A 17,970-nucleotide genomic window follows, 5' to 3' on the forward strand; every position below is an offset into this window, starting at 1 on the left:
GAGGGTGTCAAACAAAAGCGTTCGTCCGGAGATTTCATGAAAAGACGGGCCGGGAGAATGAATAAAGCATCATGGGGTCCGGTTCCCGTGTGAAACGCAGATATTTCCAAAAATGAAAATTCAATTCACGGTTTTCAGCTTGTCTTTTTCACGCCTCGGGCGGATCGACTGTCCCCCTTTTCCGCATTATCAGCGCGTTGAACAGGAGGTCAGGGGGTCCGAACGGCATGAACAAAGCCGCAGCCGGTCAGGGGATGGGCTTCCCGGACGTAGGTCTCTTTGTTGTTGGGGTTGAAGGTGACGGCTTCTGTGCTGGTGCCCCAGGCACCGGTCTCCAGCTCCGAGGTCCAGTACCACGGGGCTCCGCTGGTGGGGTAGTAGGGTTTGCCGTTGTAAAGCAGGGCCAGCTCGTTGGGCAGGGGAATGCGCCAGTCGGTGAATCCGCCGATGGAGAGGCGCTCCACCCAGGCCTTGGCCGAGGCAAAGGGCATGCAGCCATTCCCCAAGTTCCTGGAGTCCAGGATCATCCAGGTGAGGCCGGACTGGGTGTCCGTGAAGGTGCCGTTCCTGTGGTCCAGGAATCGGTTGCCCTTGTCCCGGAGAAGGGTGCGGATCTCGGCTTCCCGTGCGGCAATGCGAGCGGCAGCCTCCTGTCTGCGCCGGGCGTCGGCCTGGGCCTGCTGCTGGGCCAGGAGGCGGTTCTTCTCTTCTTCCAGGCGCCGGGCCTCTGCCTGGCGGGCCAGGAGGGTCTGGCGGGAGGCCTGCTCCTCTGCCAGGAGGCGCCCCCTCTGGGACTCCAGCTCACCCTTCAAAGCCCGGGCCTCCTTGATAAAGGCGCCGTCCGGGTAGCGATCCATGTAGAGCTCCACCTCCTGAATGCGAACAGAGATGGGCTTCTTGGGGTTGTCCGCAACCGTCCTGACCTCTTTCCACTGACCCTGCTGGTCCGCTTTTCGGGCGAGGGAGGCGATCTCTTTTCTGATCTCCGAGGCCTGGGTGGTGTGGGGATTGTTCTGGAGGAAGGAGATGTACATGGCCCGGGCGTCTTCAAAGGAGAGGCCCGCAGTCTCACGTTTCAGCCTGTTGAACTCGATGGTGTCGATCATCTCGCCGCGCATCAGCCACACTTCGTTGAAGCGGCTGTCTTCGGGGAACTCGGCGGTGAATGTGTCGGCCAGGGCAATGCAGGGTTCCCAGTTCTCCGTTTTGTAACAGGTGGGGGCCTTGGTTTTGAGCATCAGGTAATAGTCGTCGCTCACCGATGCCACCAGGTTGGTGACCGGTCGGATGTGTTTGCCGTTGGGGTGATCGGAGAGATAGGCCCGGTAGAGCCCAAGCCGCTCCTGGGCGCTGCGGTCTTCTGCCTGGCGGAGTTTCTGGTAATCCAGGTCGTCCAGCTGGGCGGGAAGGCTCTTGATCTTGGATCGGATGGCCGTGGCAAAGGGGGTGCCCTGGTTCTCCTTCAGGTGTTTCTTCATCATGCCCACGGAGGTGTCGATAAATTCCCCGTCCCGCGGCAGGGTGTCGATGCGGCGGTCCATCTCCATAAGGGCATTTGCCTCGTTGAGGCGCTCGGTGACCTGCAGGGTGAACCGGTTGATCACATGGCTGTTGAGATAGGATTCCAGAAGGGCCTTCTGCTGCCGGAACTGCTTCATGGAGGCCAGGTCGGCCATGAGGGTGTTGAATTCTGTCTCCAGGGTGTGGGCACGGTACCAGATGTAGCCGCCGAAGGCGCCGCCGCCGATGACGACACAGGCAAGGAAGACAATGAGAATGGTGCGGATGGGGCTGGACGGCTCCTCCAGGTCCTCATCCTCGTATTCATAAACCCAGGAGCCGTCACCCTCTTCCTCGGCCTCCTCGTCCCCGGGATCTTCGTCCAGTTCCAAGTCCACGCCCGGAGAGAGCGAGGCAGTCACCGGCATGGCAGGCGGTGTCGCATCGGGCATGGAGGGCAGGTCCGGCAGGGGAGGGAGGTCACCCGGAGGAGCTGCGGGTTCGGGTTTTTCCTCCATGACAAATTCCATGGCGATCTGGTCGTCCACGGAAGGGGCTGTGGGGCGGGTGGTGTTCCTTCTGCGGCGGCTTTGGCCGCCTTGTCGTCGCGGAGTTTGAGACCCTCCATGAGGATGGTGAGAAGGGGGGTGGTGATATTGTGCTCGGGGGCCGGGGCGTTGTCGATGACAATGACGGTGTCGTCCCAGCAGATGATTTCGTACACCGCGTCGAGACCGTGGAGGGCTCCGGATTCGGCGGCCACGAGGTTGCCGTCGTTGATCCAGAGGTAGCCGACGTCATCATTGGCGTAGATTTTCAGCGTGCAGGATGTCTTGTCCATCTGGACGATCTGCAGAAATGAGCTGAGGGAAATCCCCTGTATCTGGCCTCCAACTTCAATCTTCATCGATTCGGTTACCACCTTGAATGACGCGTGAATCCCCTTGTGGCTGGGGGGGAAAGAAAAAATCCGGTTTTGCAGCGGTATCCCGGTGGGTTACGATGCAGGAATTCTGGCGAGAATCCGTCCCGGTGTGTCTTGGGCTCAAAATCCTGGGCTGTTGGGCAGGATCTGCGGGTTGATAAGGTTGCGGAAATAAACTATCAGATCGGCATGTTGGTGTCAATCGGTCCACCGCCATGGGCGGCAGGATGAAAATTGGTTAACAGCCACGGCCAAAGATGGTGTAGACTCAATTCTTTCGGGCCCCTTCCATGGTGTATGGGAGGGGCCGGGTACGTTTTTACGGAGCGCTCTCGGGGCCCCCGGCACAGCGCAGCGTTGATATACAGTCAGTTGATTTTTGATGGAGTGATGCATGAACGGCAACAAACGTCTCGTGGGCATGGCCGGGTTGGTTCTGGTGGCCTTCTTCTGGGGAATGACCTTTACCGTGATCAAAGAGGCGCTGGACGATGTCCCGGTCGCCTTTTTCCTGGCCCAGCGGTTCCTTCTGGCCTTTGGGCTTCTGTTTGTGGCGCGGCCCCTGGCCAAGGCCCCGCTGAACGCCTACACCCTGGGACGCGGCGTGCTTCTGGGGGGGCTGGTGGTGATGGGCTATGCCCTCCAGACCGTGGCCCTCATCGACACCACAGCATCCAACACCGCCTTTCTGACGGGCCTGAACGTGGTGTGGGTACCCATCCTGGCCGTGCCCCTGCTCAAACGCCGCCTGGAAGCCCCCAAGGCCGTGGGCGCGATCCTGGCCGTGGGCGGAATCTATCTGATGTGCGGCCTCCTGGGCGGCGAAGGCCTCGCCCATGTGAACCGGGGGGACCTCCTTGCCCTGGCCTGTTCCGTGTTTTTCGCCCTGCACATCCTCTACACCGGCCGCTATGCGTCCCGGTGCGACAGCTACTGGCTTGCCGTGGTCCAGCTGGGGACCATCGGCGTGCTCTGCGGGGGCGCAGCCCTTGCCAAGGGCCAGCCCCTGTTCTCCTGGAAACCGGAGATCGCCGTGGCCCTGATTTTGTGCTCCTTTCTGGCCACTGTCCTTCCCTTTCTTATCCAGACCACGGTTCAGAAATGGGTCTCCCCTTCGGATACCGCCCTGATCTTCTGCCTGGAGCCGGTCTTTGCCGCCCTGTTTGCATGGGTCCTGGCCGGTGAGGCCATGGGACGCATGGAGTACGGGGGGGCGGCGCTGATTCTTTTGGGGATGGTGGTGTCGGAGAGGTGGAAGGGGGGGAGGGCTAAGGCTAAAGGCTAAGGGCTAAAGGCTAAAGGGTGAATAGTGAATAGTGAGTGTAAGCGCTCCGTCGGTGTTGACGGGGCGTTTTTTGTTGGGGTCGTGGAGGTGAAGGGCAAAAGGCAAAAGGCAAAAGGCTAAAGGCTAAAGGCTAAAGGGGAAAGGCTAAAGGGGAAAGGGGAAAAGGGGGAAAGGGGGAAGGGGGAAAAGAAACGCCCTGCCGGTGGGGGGCAGGGCGTTATTTGTTGAAAGGGGGGGAGCGGAGGGCTGGATCAATCCGGGTCTGTGAGGAGCATGGGCTGTTCCGGTTCCTTGACTTCCACGCGGTCCACCTTCTGGTAGCCGCGGGGGAGTTTTTTGCCCCGTAAGCCACGGGAGCTCATGTACTCGGCCACGTTGCCGGGCTTGAGGGTGAGGTGGCGCTTGCCCGCGTAGATGATGATGCTGCTCTCTTTCTGCAGGGTGAACAGGCGGATGACCAGCTCTTCCCCGGCCTTGGCTTTTGCCGATGGGATGTTGATGATCTTGTTGCCTTTGCCCTTGGGGAGCATGGGCAGGTCCCGCAAGGGGAAGATGATCATGCGGCCCTCGCTGGTGATGGCGGCCAGCAGGGTGTCGTCCAGCGTGGGGACGGCAAGGGGCGGAATGGGCGAGGCTGCGGCAGGCAGGGTGAGAAGGGCTTTGCCCGCCCTGTTCTTGCTCAGGAGGTCGCCGAATTTGGCAATAAACCCGTACCCGGCGTCCGAGGCCATCAGGAGAAGGTCCTTGCGGCTTCCGGTGACCATGTGCCGGAAGGTGGCCCCTGAAGGCGGTGCAAAGCGGCCGGTGAGGGGCTCGCCATGGCTCCTGGCCGAGGGCAGGGTATGGGACTCCAGGCTGTAGCTTCGCCCTGTGGAGTCGATGAAGGCGGCGAACTGGGAGCTTTTGCCTTCGGCGGCGCAGAGGAGCTCGTCCCCTGCCTTGTACTTGATGCGGGACAGGTCCACGTCGTGGCCCTTGGCCGAGCGGACCCAGCCGTTCTTGGAGAGGATCAGGGTCACGGGCTCCGTGGGCATGAGGTCCTTTTCCGAGAGGGCCTGGGCTTCCTGGCGCTCCACCACAGGGGACCTGCGGTCGTCGCCGTAGAGCTTGGCGTCGGCCTTGATCTCTTTCTGGATGAGCTTGACCAGGCGCTTGCCTGAGCTGGCTACCTTCAGCCTGCCGCTCTTGCAGTTCTTCCTGCTCGCCCCGGGATCTTCATCTCTTCGAGCTTGGCCAGGTGGCGCAGGCGCAGCTCCAGGATGGCTTCTGCCTGCTGGTCGGTGAGTCCGAAGCGCTCCATGAGGGCGGGCTTGGGCTTGTCCTCGTTTCTGATGATGGCGATGACCTCGTCGATGTTGAGGAAGGCCACCAACAGGCCGTCTAAGATGTGGAGGCGCTTTCTCACCTTCTCCAGGCGATGGGTGAGGCGGCGGGTGACCGTGTCTTTACGGAACTCCAGCCATTCGGAGAGGAGCTGCACAAGCCCTTTGACCTGGGGCTTGCCCGAGGTGCCGATGACGTTCATGTTGACCCGGTAGTTGCGCTCCAGGTCCGTGGTGGCAAAGAGGTGGTCCATGAGGGCCTCTCTGTCGATACGGTTGGAACGGGGCACCACCACGATGCGGGTGGGGGCTTCGTGGTCGGATTCGTCCCTTAAGTCCGCCACCATGGGCAGCTTTTTGGCCTGCATCTGGGCGGCGATCTGCTCGATGACCTTGGCTCCTGAGACCTGGTAAGGCAGGGCCGTGATGACTATATCCCCGTTTTCCCGGCTCCACACCGCTCGCATCTTCACAGAGCCGTGGCCTGTGACGTAGAGCTTGCGCAGGTCCTCGGCCGGGGTGATGATCTCGGCCTCCGTGGGAAAGTCAGGGCCCTTGATGTGTTCAAGGAGGTCCCGGGTGTCGGCCTCGGGGTGGGAGAGAAGGTGCACGCAGGCATCGGCCACCTCCCGGAGGTTGTGGGGCGGGATGTCCGTGGACATGCCCACGGCAATACCCGTGGTGCCGTTCAAAAGCAGGTTGGGCAGCCGGGCCGGAAGCACGGCCGGTTCCTGAAGGGTGCCGTCGAAGTTGGGGATCCAGTTCACCGTGCCGTGGCCCACCTCGTCCAAAAGCACCTGGGCGTAAGGGGAGAGGCGGGACTCGGTGTATCGCATGGCGGCAAAGGATTTGGGGTCGTCAGGGGCCCCCCAGTTGCCCTGGCCGTCCACCAGGGGGTAGCGATAGGAAAAATCCTGGGCCATGAGCACCATGGCTTCGTAGCAGGCCGAGTCCCCGTGAGGGTGGAACTTGCCCAGGACGTCGCCCACGGTACGGGCCGACTTCTTGTACTTGGCCGTGGCCTTGAGCCCCAGCTCGCTCATGGCGTAGACAATGCGCCGCTGGACCGGCTTGAGCCCGTCCCCGATGTGGGGCAGGGCGCGGTCCAGGATGACGTACATGGAGTACTCCAGGTACGCATCCTCGGCAAAATATTTAATGGGCTGCTGCTCGCCACCCTCTTCGGTGAAATGTGTTTCGTGCTTCATTTAGAAAAATGCCTTCTATGGTGAAAACCGTTTGCAAAAGCAGGCGTCCGGCCTCAGGGGATATTTATATCACCAGGGTGTTGGCTTCGGCGAGGTCGCCTTTGGTCTCCAGCCAGGTGCGGCGGTCCGAGGCGCGCTTTTTGGCCAGGAGCATGTCGAACAGGGCGTCCGGGGCGTCGTCTTCGTCCCCTGTGGTGAGCTGGAGAAGCCGCCGGGTGTCCTCGGCCATGGTGGTCTCCCGGAGCTGCAAGGGGTTCATCTCGCCCAGGCCCTTGAATCGCACCACGTTGACGGTGCCGCGCTTCTTCTCCTTGGCAATGCGGTCCAGGATGACCTGTTTTTCCGACTCGTCCAGGGCGTAGTGCACCTCCTTACCGATGTCGATGCGGAAGAGGGGCGGCATGGCCACATACACATGGCCCTCTTCCACCAGGGGGCGGAAGTGCTTGAGGAACAGGGCGCAGAGCAGGGTGGCAATATGAAGGCCGTCGGAGTCCGCGTCGGCCAGGATGCACACCTTGCCGTAGCGCAGCTGCTTAAGGTCGTCGGAGCCGGGGTCCACGCCAAGGGCCACGGCAATGTCGTGGATCTCCTTGGAGTTAAGAACCATCTCGGGCTCCACCTCCCAGGTGTTGAGGATCTTGCCGCGCAGGGGCATGATGGCCTGGGTCTGGCGATCACGGGCCTGTTTGGCCGAGCCCCCTGCGGAATCACCCTCCACCAGGAAGAGCTCGGTGCGGGCGATGTCGGTCTCCACGCAGTCGGCCAGCTTACCGGGAAGGGCCGGGCCCTGGGTGATCTTCTTGCGCGCCACCTTTTTACCGGCTTTCATGCGCTTCTGGGCCCTGGCCAGGGCCATCTCGGCCAGGAATTCCCCTTCGGCCGTGTTCTGGTTGAGCCAGAGGCTGAAGGCGTCCTTGGCAATGCCCGAGACATAGGCGGCGACCTGACGCGAGGAGAGGCGCTCCTTGGTCTGGCCCGAGAACTGCGGGTCGGCCATTTTTACGGAGAGAACGTAGGCGCAGTTTTCCCAGATGTCTTCAGGGGCAAGGCGCACGCCCCGGGGCAGCAGCTTGTGGATGTCGCAGAACTCCCTCAAGGCGGCAAGCAGGCCGCTCCTCAGGCCGTTGACGTGGGTGCCGCCCTGGGCCGTGGGGATGAGGTTGACGTAGCTCTCGGCCACCACGGTGCCCCCTTCGGGGAGCCAGGTGACGGCCCAGGAGGCGGCTTCGCTGTCCCCTTCCAGCTCTCCGATAAAGGGCGGGGAGGGGACCTGCTCCAAGTCGCCCAGGCTTTCGGTGAGGTAAGCGGAGAGGCCGTCCTCATAATACCAGCGGTGCTTTTCTCCCCCGGGGATGTCCCGGAAGCAGACGGTGAGGCCTTTGCAGAGAACGGCCTTGGCCTTGAGGATGTGGATGAGTCGCCTCACCGAGAATTTGGCGCTGTCGAAGTAGCTGGCGTCGGGCCAGAACCGGACCGTGGTGCCGGTGTTTCTTCGGCCCACTTCCCCCACCTGGGTCAGGGGAGAGACTGTCTCTCCGTGCTCAAAGGCGATGGCGTACTTCTTGCCGTCCCGCCGGATCTCTACTTCCACACGGGTACACAGGGCGTTGACCACCGAGACACCCACGCCGTGAAGGCCGCCTGAAAAGGTGTAGTTCTTGCCGGAAAACTTGGCGCCGGCATGGAGACGGGTCATGATGAGCTCCACACCGGTGATCCCCTCTTCGGGGTGGATGTCCACGGGCATGCCGCGTCCGTTGTCGCTCACCTCCAGGGAGCCGTCCTCATAGAGCACCACCGAGACCTTGTCCGCGTACCCGGCGATGGCCTCGTCCACGCTGTTGTCGATGGCCTCCTGGGCCAGGTGGTTGGGGCGGTCGGTGTCGGTGTACATGCCCGGACGGCGCCTGACGGGGTCAAGGCCCTTGAGGACCTCGATGGCATCCGCATCATATCGTTTTTCATGCAAGTCCATAGTGGTGAAACAACACTCCTAGAAAATCCGATTCAACGTCTTTTAAACGCAAGGGATACATCCGGCAGGGGCGGCGCGTGCCGCGTGTGCCGTGGGGTTTGCCGATACCGGAAGATGGGCCGCTGGTGACGAAGGCCGGCCGTGGAAGGCAGCACCAAAGATGGCCGCCATGGCGCTCCGGTTTCGGTATCATAACCTTTTTTGAAGTTTTCGCAATTTTTTTGTGGGGACGGGGAGGACAGGGACCTATCGTGAGACATAACGACGGGTTGTGAAGCTGGGAAGGGCGGATGAAAACACTACAGGCTCTCTCGAATGGGTGCTGATGGCGTCAAGAGAGCCTGAGGTCTTCTGCGGGCGGTACGTGGGATGATGACGGGATCGGCGGCGGTCGGTGTCAGGCGGTGTTCCAACGGCAAAAAGGCAGGTCTGCCGGCGCGGCAAATTCTTTGTGCCGGAGTCGGGACCCACCCACCGAACGCGTTATGAACCGGTCAATCAAGCCTGAGCGAAAACCACTACTTGGCGGCTTTGATCACGTTGCCGGACTTGATGCAGCTGGTGCATACGGTCATCTTCTTCACGGTGCCGTTTTTGAGGGCACGAACGTTCTGAAGGTTGGGATTGAAACGGCGCTTGTTGACATTGTGGGCGTGGCTCACGTTGTTGCCAACCATCGGCTTTTTGCCACATATTTCACACATCTTGGACATGTTGCACACTCCTTTTTTCACGTTGATGGCTTTGTAAAACGGCCGGTAGGGCCGGATATCCATTCGGCAAGACACAAGTGGTTTACCGGCTCTTTTTTACGAACCCGTCAAGGCGTCAGGTGACGTAAAAAAATAACGAGTCTGTATAAAACAAAAGTCAGGCCGTGTAAAGCCTTTTTATCGCTTCGAATCAAACGGGAAGAAGGGCCGGCGCTTCAGCGCCCGCCCTTTTGCTTCCTGCGGGTTGCTTACGGGGGTGACCGCACGGGGAAACAGGCCTATTCGGCGTCCTTGGCTTCCTCTTCGGCCAGCTTTTCCCGGGACTGAGTCGCCAGCTTCTGGGCTTCTTCGTCATACCCGAGACCGGCGTAGGCGTCGATCACCGTCTGGAAACGGTGAAGGGCGCTTTTGTACTTTTTGTTCTTCAGGTAATAGCGGCCGACGTACATTTCGTGACCGGCAAGGCTCTTCAGGCAGACCTCCCTCTTTTTCTTCGCCTCATCCACATAGGCGCTCTCGGGGTACTGCCTGATCAGGCGCGTAAAGATGGAGATCGCCTTGATGGCCTGGGCCTGGTCCCTGTCCACCGTGTCCAGCCGGTTGAAGTAACAAAGGGCCTGCTGGTTGATGATGTAGTCAATGGACTCGTGCCGGGGGTGGAGCTTTTCAAACTCTTCGTAGGCAATGGCGGCCTCGTCGTAGGCTTCCATTTTGAAGTGGGCCTCGGCGATGTTGAACTCCGCCTCCACGGCCAGCTTGTCAAAGGGGTACCAGTCCCTGAGTTTGGTGTAGATCTTGATGGCCTCTTCGTAGCGTTCCTTTTCAAACTGGACCCTGGCGTCTTCGGCCAGTTCCGGGGCCAGCTTCTCTTCTTTGGTCTTGGAACCGCAGGAGACAAAGGCGAGCGTAACAAAGGCGATGAGTACGAGGGAGATCAGACGCTTCATGGATCAGTGCCCTTCTATGTAGTGTTCAGCCGAGGTGGCGGCAATGGCGCTGTCGCCCACTGCCGTGGCAATCTGGCGCAGGGGGGTGCTCCGGACGTCGCCTGCGGCAAACACACCGGGGATGTTGGTGGCCATGTTGGCGTCGGTCTTGATGAAATTCCACTCATCCATGTCCAGGGCAGTGCCCAGAAAGTCGGTGTTGGGCAGAATACCGATCCAGATGAAGCAGCCTTCCGCGGCGATCCTCGTCTCTTCTTCGGTCTTCACGTTTTTCACGGTGACGCCTTCAAGCCCGAAGAATCCGTCCAGGCCGGTGACCACGGAGTCCCAGACCATCTCGATCTTGTCGCTGGCCAGGGCCCGCTCCTGAAGGATCTTGGCGGCCCGGAGCTGGTCGCGTCGGTGGACCAGGTAGACCTTTTTGGCAAACTTGGTGAGGTAGAGGCTCTCCTGGACGGCGGTGTCGCCCCCGCCCACGGCCACGACGGTTTTGTCTTTGAAGAAGGGGCCGTCGCAGGTGCCGCAATAAGAGACGCCCTTGCCGTGGAATTTATCCTCGCCCACGTGCAGGGTGCGGGGGGAAGCCCCGGTGGTGATGATAATGGTCTTTGCCGTGAGCGCAACTGCCCGCCCCCGACGGTGATGGACTTTACCTCGCCTTCGAGTTCGGCCTTTTCCACCTCGCCGTATTCGAATTTGAGGTCGAACTGGCGGGCCTGCTCCAGCATCTTGTCGGAGAGGTCGGGACCGCTGATGCCCTCGGGAAAGCCGGGATAGTTTTCAATCCAGTCGGTGATGAGAACCTGGCCGCCGGTGGCGGCTTTCTCAACCAGGACGGTGTTGAGGCGTGCGCGGGATGCGTACATGCCTGCGGTGAGGCCGGCGGGGCCACCGCCGATGATGATCAGGTCGTAGTTGTTTTCTGCCATGTCTTCCATCCAGAATCGACGGGGCACTGATGACGGTGCGGCCCGTTCCTTTGCCATCCGGCGAAAAGAGCGGGCCGCGTATACGCCCGGACGTGCTCCGTCCGTATGATGCCTGCGCGTGTTCTGCGGATCATGCCCCGGGCCGGGGCGCTGTGCAGGGCGCGGTCATCGGGTCAGTCTTAGAGAAGCTTGCCGATGGTCTCTTCCAGCTTTGCCTTGGCCGTCATGCCGGTGATGGTGTCCACAACCTCGCCGCCCTTGATAAAGAGCAGGGTGGGGATGGCGCGCACTTCATAGCGGCTGGGGGAAAGGGGGTTGTCGTCCACGTTGCATTTTACGAACTTTACTTTGCCGTCGTACGTGCCGGAGAGCTCTTCGATGATGGGACCGATGGCTCGACAGGGGCCGCACCAGGGGGCCCAGAAGTCCACAACAACGGGAAGGTCGGCGCTCATCACTTCAGTTTCAAACGTGTCATCTGTAATATTGAGGATACCTTCAGCCATGATCGTTTTCCTTTACTTGATATGGGTTGTTTTTCGATGATTTTCTTTGCGTTGAAATATATTTACGCTTCACGGGCTTGTCAAGTGGCCCCCTTCGGGAATCCCGGGTGGGTGAATCCTCCGACGGGCGGGGCGGCCTGAGGCAGCGTAAAAAACGTCGGCATCCCCGGTAGATGGGGGCCTCGATATGGGGTGGGCGTTGGTGCCGGGCTGCGGGCCGGCGATGTTGTTACACGCTCTGGCTTTTGCGGGGCCTGGATTTCATTGAGTATACCTTCTTTGGCGCGAATGGGAAAGGCCCCTTGTACCGGATTCCAGGGCCAGCGCCTTTAACAATTCCGTTGCCTCCGGCGTGTCGCTTTTTGAAAAAAGCTCCTTAAAAACGTTCCGGTAATCAAGACACACCCAAAAAAATGAAACCTGTGTGTCAAACTTTTCAAACGTTTGGCCCCCGGCAGGGCCGCCGGAGGCAAACTCTAAATGCGTTTGCCCTGTACCGGCTCCCCTTACACCGGAAGGCTTTGGTTCCAGGTGAGGGTGTCTGTGATGATCTTTCCGATGTGATGTTCTGCAAGGTTGACGGTGCGGGCCTCCCTGGCCATTTCAATCCACTGGCCCTGTTCAAAGGCCTTGGCAAACCGAAGGAAGGGGGCCTGGGGGCCGGTGCCGCTGGTGAGGGCCGCCACGGTTGCCGGTGAGAGGGGCAGGTGGCTGAGCACCTCCTTCATGGGACGATGCAAAATGGTGTCGATGAGGGAGAAGATCCCCAGGGTGAAAAGCTCCGCAGGGTCGGTCCGCAGGCTGGAATGGCCCACGGCAAGCTCGCAGATGCGCCCGCGCACCGCTGAGACGCGCAGCAGCTCTTCCGGGACGTCCGAGGCGATGTTCCCCATGGCGATAAGGCCCACCAGGCGGCGCACCTCGTCAAGGCCCAGCATGCGAAGGGCTTCCCGCAGGGAGGAGGCCGGATGCTTGAGGCCGTACCAGGCGCTGTTCAAATGGGAGAGGAGCTTGAACACAATGGCCACGTCCGTCACCACGAGGCGTTCCACAGCTTCCACATCCACGTCGGAGCGGTTGATCTCGGCCACCAGCCGCAGCAGGGTAAGGTTGGACGCGGGGATCTCTTTGCCGGAGATGATCTCCGGCCGACAGAAGAAGTACCCCTGGAAAAGGCTGAAGCCCAGTCCGGCGGCCCAGGCAAACACCTCACGGGATTCCACCTTTTCCGCCAGGAGGGTGATCCCCCGTTTTCGGGCGGAGCGCGCCAGGGCTTCCACCTTCTCGGGCGGGGTGTCCAAAAGGTCCACCTTGATGATGTCGGCCACATCGAGGAAGGGGCTGGAGGCGGCGTCCAGCACAAAATCATCCAGGGCTACGGTGTACCCCCGGGCCCGGGCTTCGGCCAGGGCGCGCACGACTTTGGGGGTGGCGGGTACGGTTTCCAGCACCTCGATGACGGTCTGTTTTAGGGGGAAAAGGCTTGGGATTCCGTCGTTTATCAGTTTTTCGGTGAAGTTGATAAAGGCATACTTTCCGTTTGTTAAGGTGTCGATGCCTATGGTAAAGAAGCTGCTGGAGAGAAGCTGAGACGTGGCCATGTCCCCGTCCATTTCTTCGGGCATGGCATTGTGTCTGCCGTTTCGAAAGAGAAGCTCATAACCGTAGACCTGCGTGCGTGTATCAAAGATCGGTTGCCGTGCTATATGGATCTGATTCGTCGTTACTCCCCGGTGTGCCGTTGAACCTGGCTCGAACCCTGGTGTCTGTGCAAGAGCCGAAAGTATAGGGAAACAGCGAGGGGCGGTCAAAAGAAAAAGAGATGGTCGCTCCCGAGAGAGGTGTTTTGCTGCGGGACCGCACGACAAAACCAGGTAAAGGAGTCGGATGAAAGGGAATTCTAAGATGAACATCGGTGTGTTGGTTTCTGGGGGAGGGTCGACGTGCGGATTTGTCACTGGTTGGTGGCCGTGGGCGACCTGGATGTGAATATCGCCTGTGTGGGCTCGGACAACCCCGATGCAGGCGGCCTGCAACGGGCCGATAAGGCGGGCATTCCCACCTTTGTCACCGACTACGGCGCCCTTTTTGGCCGCTGGCGGGACGGGGCTCCCCTGCCCGAGGATTTCTGTCTGGAGACCGTGGCCGCCCGCCAGAGCCTGATGAAAGGCAGTGATCCGGACTCCCTGAGGGCCTTTCTGGAGAAGCGCGCCATGGCCGAATCGGCCCTGCTGGCCGCCCGTATGCTACAAGATCGACCTGCTTGTGCTGGCCGGGTTCATGCGGGTCCTGACCCCCTATTTTATCGATGCCCTCAACACCGACCCGAACCGGCCCCGCATCATGAACATCCACCCGGCCCTTCTCCCCGCCCTTCCCGGTATCAGCTACTGGTACAAAGCCTTCCGCTACGGCTGCAAGGTGGGGGGCTGCACCGTTCATTTTGTGGACTACGGCGAGGACTCCGGCCCCATCATCGGCCAGAGCAGCTTTTCCATTGAGCCGGGGGACGACCTGGACGCCGTCAAGAAAAAAGGCCTGGCCGAAGAGTGGCGCCTTTTCCCCGAATGTATCCGTCTTTACGCCGAAGGCCGCCTGAATGTTGTGGAGCGTGAAGGCACCCGCGTGGTGGAGATTCTCCCCGAGAAGGATTGATCTGCCGAAAACGCTTGGTAGAAAAATATAAAAGGCCACGTCCGTGCGACTGCATGGGCGTGGCCTTTGTGTTTTGTAAGGCGATGTCGATCAATATACGAACCTCTTCGAATGAATCGATACGGCTCTTAAAACCTGTTTGTTAAACTTTTTAAAAGTCTTTAGCCCCCGGCAGGGCCGCCGGAGGCATTTGTTGCTCTTTATCCGTTGAGGATTCGGGCCATCATGGGCAGGGCCACGGCCGTGCCGATGGTGCTGCCCAGGTTGGTGAAGACCACCACGAGGAGGACCCGGGTCACCTTGTTGCGCCAGAAGCCTTTGACCGAGAGGATGTCGTCCCCCAGGCTCTCGAAGTCCATGACCTTGGGCTTGCGCACAAAGGCCTCCACGAGGCCGGAGACCCAGCCTGCGGCCACCATGGGGTTCAGGGAGGTCAGGGGAGCGGCAAGGACCGCCGAGGCGATGGTGGCGGGGTGGCCGAAGGCGATGATGGCCCCGATACCGGCCAGGATGCCGTTGGCGGCGATCCACCAGCCCATCATGCCGGCACCGGCTTCGGCGCCGCCACTGGAAAACCCGTAGATGATCAGGGCGGTGACCAGAAGGGGCAGGCCCCACTTCAGGACCTTACCGGTCTTTCCCGGCGGGGGGACCTCATCTAAGGTGGTGATATCGATGGTGTTGTCGAAGTAGCGCAGGATGCCGGGCAGGTGGCCTGCCCCCACCACGGCCACGACCTTGTCTCCGGCTGCGTGGCGGATGTTGTGGGCCAGGTAGCGGTCCCTTTCGTCGATGAGGATCTCCCGAAGGGCCGGGTGGGACTTGCCCACGTCTTCCAGCACGCTCTCCAGCATGTCCTGGTTTTTGAGCTTTTCGATCTCCTCTTCTTCGATGTCGTCGGCGCTGCCCACGGAAAGAAGCATCTGGAAGAGCAGGGAAACCTTCTTGAAAAAGCCCATGGAGTGCCAGGCCCGGGACAACGTGGTCTGGACGTTCCGGTCGGCGAGCACCAGCTCAGCCTCCACTTCGTCTGCCTTGGCCACCGCGCGGATCATCTCCTCCCCGGGGCGAATGTCGAATTTTTCAGCCACCTTTTTCTGGAACGAGGCCAACAGCAGGTTGGCCAGGAGGAGAAAGGATTTCTTCTCCCGGATCACCTTGATGATGTCCATGTTGCGCCAGGCGTCCCGTTCGGTCATGGACTGATAGCGTGCCTGACAGAGCTCCACGCACACGGCGTTGGGCTTCTCCTCTTCGATGACGCGCTCCACGAGTTCGGCGCTTTCTCGGGAGACGTGGGCGGTGCCGATGATGATGTACTCCTTGCCGTCTCGCGTCAGGCGTTTGACCATCTCTGTGTTTTGTTCCGTTGATTCCATTATACTAAGGTATCCCTTGTGGTTCACATGTCAGTGGGGTTCCGGGTCAGTCGCAGGGCGATGCGCTGCTGTCGCCCTGGGCCCAACGCTCCAAAAAGTAATCGGGGACGGGCGTGCTGCCTATTTCCCCGGGAAGGTCGATCAGCATGGCTTCGGTGATCTCCTGTTCGGTTTCGTCGCCCAGGAGCAGGGCAATGCCAAGGGCCCGTTGAAGGTGCCAGGCCGCGTCTTCGGATTGCTCCATGAGCGCCAGGCAGCGGCCCATTTCCCGAAGGTCTCCGGCCATGCGGAGCAGGGCGCCCCGTTTTTGGTCCGCCTTGAGGGCGTTGGAGAAGGCGGTAAAAGCCTCGTCAAAACGTCCCAGGTAAAGGTGGCATTTGCCGAGGGCCACGTTCAGGGAGGCCTCGAACGCGGGGGACGGGTTTTGCTCTTTTTGGGCAAGGGCCTGAAGCATGACCAGTGCCCCTTGTGCGTCACCGGTTTCCCGCATGAGGTTGGCCCGCACAACCTGTGCCTGGGGCCAGGAGAACCCCGCCTCAAGGGCGCTGCTGTCTGCCAGGTCCAGCCGGTTCTCCGCCAGAATCGCAGACCCGCCCATCAGGTGGGCGGCGGCCATGTTCGTCAGCACCCGGACTTCGCCCCGGGTGTTGTCCCTGTTGCCGTGGAGCCACAGGGCTTGTTCGTAATAGACCAGGGCCTCTGTTTCCTGCCCGTTTTCCAGGTAGAGGTTTCCGAGGTTGTTGAAGCAGGCTGCCAGGGCGTCCTGGTCGTCGGCCAGGGTAAAGAGTTCCACTGCCTTGAAGTAACTCTCCACCGCCTTCTGGGAACAGCCCTGGATGGCGAGCCGGTCGCCGGTCTCCACGGCGCGTGCGCCCTTGGTATAAAACGGGTTGGTGGGCGCGGGGGCCTTGCCGCCGGTGGCGCAGGCAGAGCATCCGGCGAGGATCGCAACCGATATGAACAGCGCAAGGGGTTTCATGGGTATGTTACCTCCTGTGATCAGCGTGAACCGAGGCAGTGATTTGTGTGGCTCATCACGGGCGTCGAGCGGGGCGGCGATGGGTTCAAGTAATAAGGCATCCCAAGGCCACTCTCTACAAGATCATGAGCCCGGCATGCGGGGAAGCCCGGTATATAGTATGTGGTGTGGCTCCAATACCTTGCAATGCAAGGCCATCATATATACACCCATCACGTTGACCCTGTCACCAAAAAACTCCAGAGGATCCGGTAGGGACGCTGTCTATGGATACGCGGATTTGTATCGATAGAAACAATTGGACAGGGCCCTTTGGGGCGGAGATTATGCAATTCGGACGGGCCGCGTCGTGCCCGTGATACATGGCGTTGACAGTTTTCGGACACCCGATGAAGGAATATCATGGAAACACTCGATTTTAAAGGGCTGGCATGTCCCCAGCCCGTGATTCGCACCAAGGCGTATCTGGAAGAAACCGCCGACTGCCTTGATCTCGCCGTACAGGTGGACAACAGGGCTGCGGCGGAAAATGTGACTCGTTTTCTGGAAGGCCAGGGCTTTGCCGTGGCCACGGAAGGGGGGGACGACCTCTTTACCGTCTCCGGCCGACGCACCGAAGCCGGGGCGTCACCCGCGGCTTCCGAAGGGACCGCTTCTACAGGGTCTGTCCTGGTGATGATCACCCACAACACCATCGGCACCGGCGATCTGGACCTGGGCGGCAAGCTCATGCTCAACTTTCTGAAGACCCTGCCCGAGATGGGGGATGGCCTCTGGCGGATCATGCTCGTCAACGAGGGCGTCAAGCTTGTCTGCCGGGACACCGAGACCCTGGCCGAGCTCTCCGCCCTGGAGAAAAGCGGAGTCAGCCTCCTGGTGTGCGGCACCTGCCTCGAACACTTCGGCCTCATGGAGGACAAGGGCGCGGGCATTACCACCAACATGCTTGATATCGTCACCAGCCTCCAGGTGGCGGACAAGGTGATCAATATCTGACCCCCGGCGATGCAAGGTGGGTGAGGGTTTGCTTTCATGGGTTCGGCTCCTGCCGCGCCCATGATTTGTTTTGACCCCGTGAAAAGGCTTCGGTATACTTTTTTGCCAGAAAGATATTCAGGGAAGTGGCAGGGATGGTTGTCTGACGTTTCAACGGGTTGGCCCCGTAGGGTCTCCCCCTTTTATGCGATTTTACGCGAAGGAACCCCCTCATCCATGAAACGAACCCACGACGAGGCTCCCATCGACGTTGACGAGCTCATGGACATCATGGGCGGCGACCGGACATTGATCCGGGAGTGCCTTGTGGATTTCTCCCGGGAATACGACGGAATGATTGCGGCCATCCGTGATGCCTCGGCCAAAGGGGACGGCGAGTCCCTGGAGCGGGCCGCACACGCCTTGAAAGGGAGCCTCACCTATCGCGGCACGTCCCGCAGCTGCAGCGGCCTTTGAACTGGAAAAAACGGGCCGGGGAGGCCAGCTCAATGAGCTGGAGTCAAAGCTGGCGGATCTGGAGCTGGAGTGCGGCAAGCTGTGGGCCTTTCTCAAGGGCTTCATGAACTGAAGACCCGGTGTTTCAAGAGGTTATCGTTGCTGCTGGTCCCACCTTTTTTCATGGGCCTCCCTGTGTTGTCCACCCCGGGC

General features: G+C 60.4%; 16 protein-coding genes and 1 pseudogene. 4 read left to right on the forward strand and 13 right to left on the reverse strand.

Going from position 1 to position 17,970, the window contains the following annotated elements; translation table 11 throughout:
• Positions 1-209: 209 nt before the first annotated feature.
• Together ACOYW1_RS29745 and ACOYW1_RS29750 are read right to left on the reverse strand one after the other, a co-directional pair.
• The gene (locus ACOYW1_RS29745; RefSeq protein WP_482420813.1) at positions 210-2,018 is read right to left on the reverse strand and encodes an Lcl C-terminal domain-containing protein; all 1,809 of its coding nucleotides are present in this window, start codon (positions 2,016-2,018) and stop codon (positions 210-212) included.
• A complete protein-coding gene (locus ACOYW1_RS29750) occupies positions 1,919-2,407 on the reverse strand; it encodes a DUF4388 domain-containing protein (RefSeq protein WP_482420814.1) in 489 nt (162 codons plus the stop codon). Before ACOYW1_RS29750 ends, ACOYW1_RS29745 begins: the two co-directional genes overlap by 100 nt.
• A 412-nt stretch (positions 2,408-2,819) precedes the next feature.
• On the opposite strand from ACOYW1_RS29750, the gene ACOYW1_RS29755 reads away from it, so the two are divergent.
• The gene (locus tag ACOYW1_RS29755; protein WP_482420815.1) at positions 2,820-3,710 is read left to right on the forward strand and encodes a DMT family transporter; all 891 of its coding nucleotides are present in this window, start codon (positions 2,820-2,822) and stop codon (positions 3,708-3,710) included.
• A 251-nt stretch (positions 3,711-3,961) separates the two neighbouring features.
• On the opposite strand, the gene ACOYW1_RS29760 is transcribed toward ACOYW1_RS29755, so the two are convergent.
• From ACOYW1_RS29760 to ACOYW1_RS29800, 9 genes and pseudogenes are all read right to left on the reverse strand, one after another.
• Positions 3,962-4,786, reverse strand: coding sequence for a DNA gyrase C-terminal beta-propeller domain-containing protein (locus ACOYW1_RS29760; RefSeq protein WP_482420816.1), 825 nt, complete (start codon positions 4,784-4,786; stop codon positions 3,962-3,964).
• A 95-nt stretch (positions 4,787-4,881) separates the two neighbouring features.
• Entirely contained in the window at positions 4,882-6,240 is a 1,359-nt protein-coding gene (gene parC / locus ACOYW1_RS29765; RefSeq protein ID WP_482420817.1) for a DNA topoisomerase IV subunit A, read from the reverse strand.
• Positions 6,241-6,304: 64 nt separating this feature from the next.
• Positions 6,305-8,218, reverse strand: a complete 1,914-nt coding sequence (gene parE, locus ACOYW1_RS29770) for a DNA topoisomerase IV subunit B (protein WP_482420818.1) — start codon at positions 8,216-8,218, stop codon at positions 6,305-6,307.
• 518 nt (positions 8,219-8,736) lie between these two features.
• Positions 8,737-8,931, reverse strand: a complete 195-nt coding sequence (gene rpmB / locus ACOYW1_RS29775; RefSeq protein ID WP_180137520.1) for a 50S ribosomal protein L28 — start codon at positions 8,929-8,931, stop codon at positions 8,737-8,739.
• A 278-nt stretch (positions 8,932-9,209) separates the two neighbouring features.
• Positions 9,210-9,878, reverse strand: coding sequence for an outer membrane protein assembly factor BamD (locus ACOYW1_RS29780; RefSeq protein ID WP_482414391.1), 669 nt, complete (start codon positions 9,876-9,878; stop codon positions 9,210-9,212).
• Between the two features lie 3 nt (positions 9,879-9,881).
• The gene (locus ACOYW1_RS29785; RefSeq protein ID WP_482423851.1) at positions 9,882-10,574 is read right to left on the reverse strand and encodes an NAD(P)/FAD-dependent oxidoreductase; all 693 of its coding nucleotides are present in this window, start codon (positions 10,572-10,574) and stop codon (positions 9,882-9,884) included.
• Between the two features lie 47 nt (positions 10,575-10,621).
• A pseudogene (locus tag ACOYW1_RS29790) lies at positions 10,622-10,864 on the reverse strand (NAD(P)/FAD-dependent oxidoreductase); the annotation flags it as partial.
• Positions 10,865-10,986: 122 nt separating this feature from the next.
• Positions 10,987-11,313 (reverse strand): thioredoxin, encoded by a 327-nt coding sequence (gene trxA, locus ACOYW1_RS29795; RefSeq protein WP_482414393.1) that lies wholly within the window; start codon positions 11,311-11,313, stop codon positions 10,987-10,989.
• 506 nt (positions 11,314-11,819) lie between these two features.
• Complete coding sequence (locus tag ACOYW1_RS29800) at positions 11,820-12,938, reverse strand: EAL and HDOD domain-containing protein (RefSeq protein ID WP_482420819.1); 1,119 nt, start codon at positions 12,936-12,938, stop codon at positions 11,820-11,822.
• 634 nt (positions 12,939-13,572) lie between these two features.
• Here ACOYW1_RS29800 and purN point away from each other — a divergent pair.
• The gene (gene purN / locus ACOYW1_RS29805; protein WP_482423852.1) at positions 13,573-13,968 is read left to right on the forward strand and encodes a phosphoribosylglycinamide formyltransferase; all 396 of its coding nucleotides are present in this window, start codon (positions 13,573-13,575) and stop codon (positions 13,966-13,968) included.
• A 200-nt stretch (positions 13,969-14,168) separates the two neighbouring features.
• Here purN and ACOYW1_RS29810 read toward each other — a convergent pair whose 3' ends face one another.
• Positions 14,169-15,347, reverse strand: coding sequence for a TraB/GumN family protein (locus ACOYW1_RS29810; protein WP_482414396.1), 1,179 nt, complete (start codon positions 15,345-15,347; stop codon positions 14,169-14,171).
• Positions 15,348-15,393: 46 nt separating this feature from the next.
• Positions 15,394-16,326, reverse strand: a complete 933-nt coding sequence (locus ACOYW1_RS29815; protein WP_482420820.1) for a tetratricopeptide repeat protein — start codon at positions 16,324-16,326, stop codon at positions 15,394-15,396.
• Between the two features lie 402 nt (positions 16,327-16,728).
• Between ACOYW1_RS29815 and yedF the strand changes: the two genes are divergently transcribed.
• Together yedF and ACOYW1_RS29825 are read left to right on the forward strand one after the other, a co-directional pair.
• A complete protein-coding gene (gene yedF / locus ACOYW1_RS29820) occupies positions 16,729-17,322 on the forward strand; it encodes a sulfurtransferase-like selenium metabolism protein YedF (protein WP_482420821.1) in 594 nt (197 codons plus the stop codon).
• Between the two features lie 216 nt (positions 17,323-17,538).
• Positions 17,539-17,778 carry a hypothetical protein gene (locus ACOYW1_RS29825; protein ID WP_482420822.1) on the forward strand — a complete coding sequence of 80 codons (240 nt, stop codon included), beginning with the start codon at positions 17,539-17,541 and terminating at the stop codon, positions 17,776-17,778.
• The last annotated feature ends 192 nt before the right edge of the window (positions 17,779-17,970 follow it).

The sequence above is a fragment of the Desulfoluna sp. CYM3A genome (assembly GCF_056829965.1).

Bases quoted from the DNA above. Each gene is read 5' to 3' on its own strand.
- ACOYW1_RS29745 (WP_482420813.1), bottom strand. From the start codon at position 2,018: ATGGAGGAAAAACCCGAACCCGCAGCTCCTCCGGGTGACCTCCCTCCC.
- ACOYW1_RS29750 (WP_482420814.1), bottom strand. From the start codon at position 2,407: ATGAAGATTGAAGTTGGAGGCCAGATACAGGGGATTTCCCTCAGCTCA.
- ACOYW1_RS29755 (WP_482420815.1), top strand. From the start codon at position 2,820: ATGAACGGCAACAAACGTCTCGTGGGCATGGCCGGGTTGGTTCTGGTG.
- parC (WP_482420817.1), bottom strand. From the start codon at position 6,240: ATGAAGCACGAAACACATTTCACCGAAGAGGGTGGCGAGCAGCAGCCC.
- parE (WP_482420818.1), bottom strand. From the start codon at position 8,218: ATGGACTTGCATGAAAAACGATATGATGCGGATGCCATCGAGGTCCTC.
- rpmB (WP_180137520.1), bottom strand. From the start codon at position 8,931: ATGTCCAAGATGTGTGAAATATGTGGCAAAAAGCCGATGGTTGGCAAC.
- ACOYW1_RS29780 (WP_482414391.1), bottom strand. From the start codon at position 9,878: ATGAAGCGTCTGATCTCCCTCGTACTCATCGCCTTTGTTACGCTCGCC.
- trxA (WP_482414393.1), bottom strand. From the start codon at position 11,313: ATGGCTGAAGGTATCCTCAATATTACAGATGACACGTTTGAAACTGAA.
- ACOYW1_RS29800 (WP_482420819.1), bottom strand. From the start codon at position 12,938: ATGCCCGAAGAAATGGACGGGGACATGGCCACGTCTCAGCTTCTCTCC.
- ACOYW1_RS29810 (WP_482414396.1), bottom strand. From the start codon at position 15,347: ATGGAATCAACGGAACAAAACACAGAGATGGTCAAACGCCTGACGCGA.
- ACOYW1_RS29815 (WP_482420820.1), bottom strand. From the start codon at position 16,326: ATGAAACCCCTTGCGCTGTTCATATCGGTTGCGATCCTCGCCGGATGC.
- yedF (WP_482420821.1), top strand. From the start codon at position 16,729: ATGGAAACACTCGATTTTAAAGGGCTGGCATGTCCCCAGCCCGTGATT.
- ACOYW1_RS29825 (WP_482420822.1), top strand. From the start codon at position 17,539: ATGAAACGAACCCACGACGAGGCTCCCATCGACGTTGACGAGCTCATG.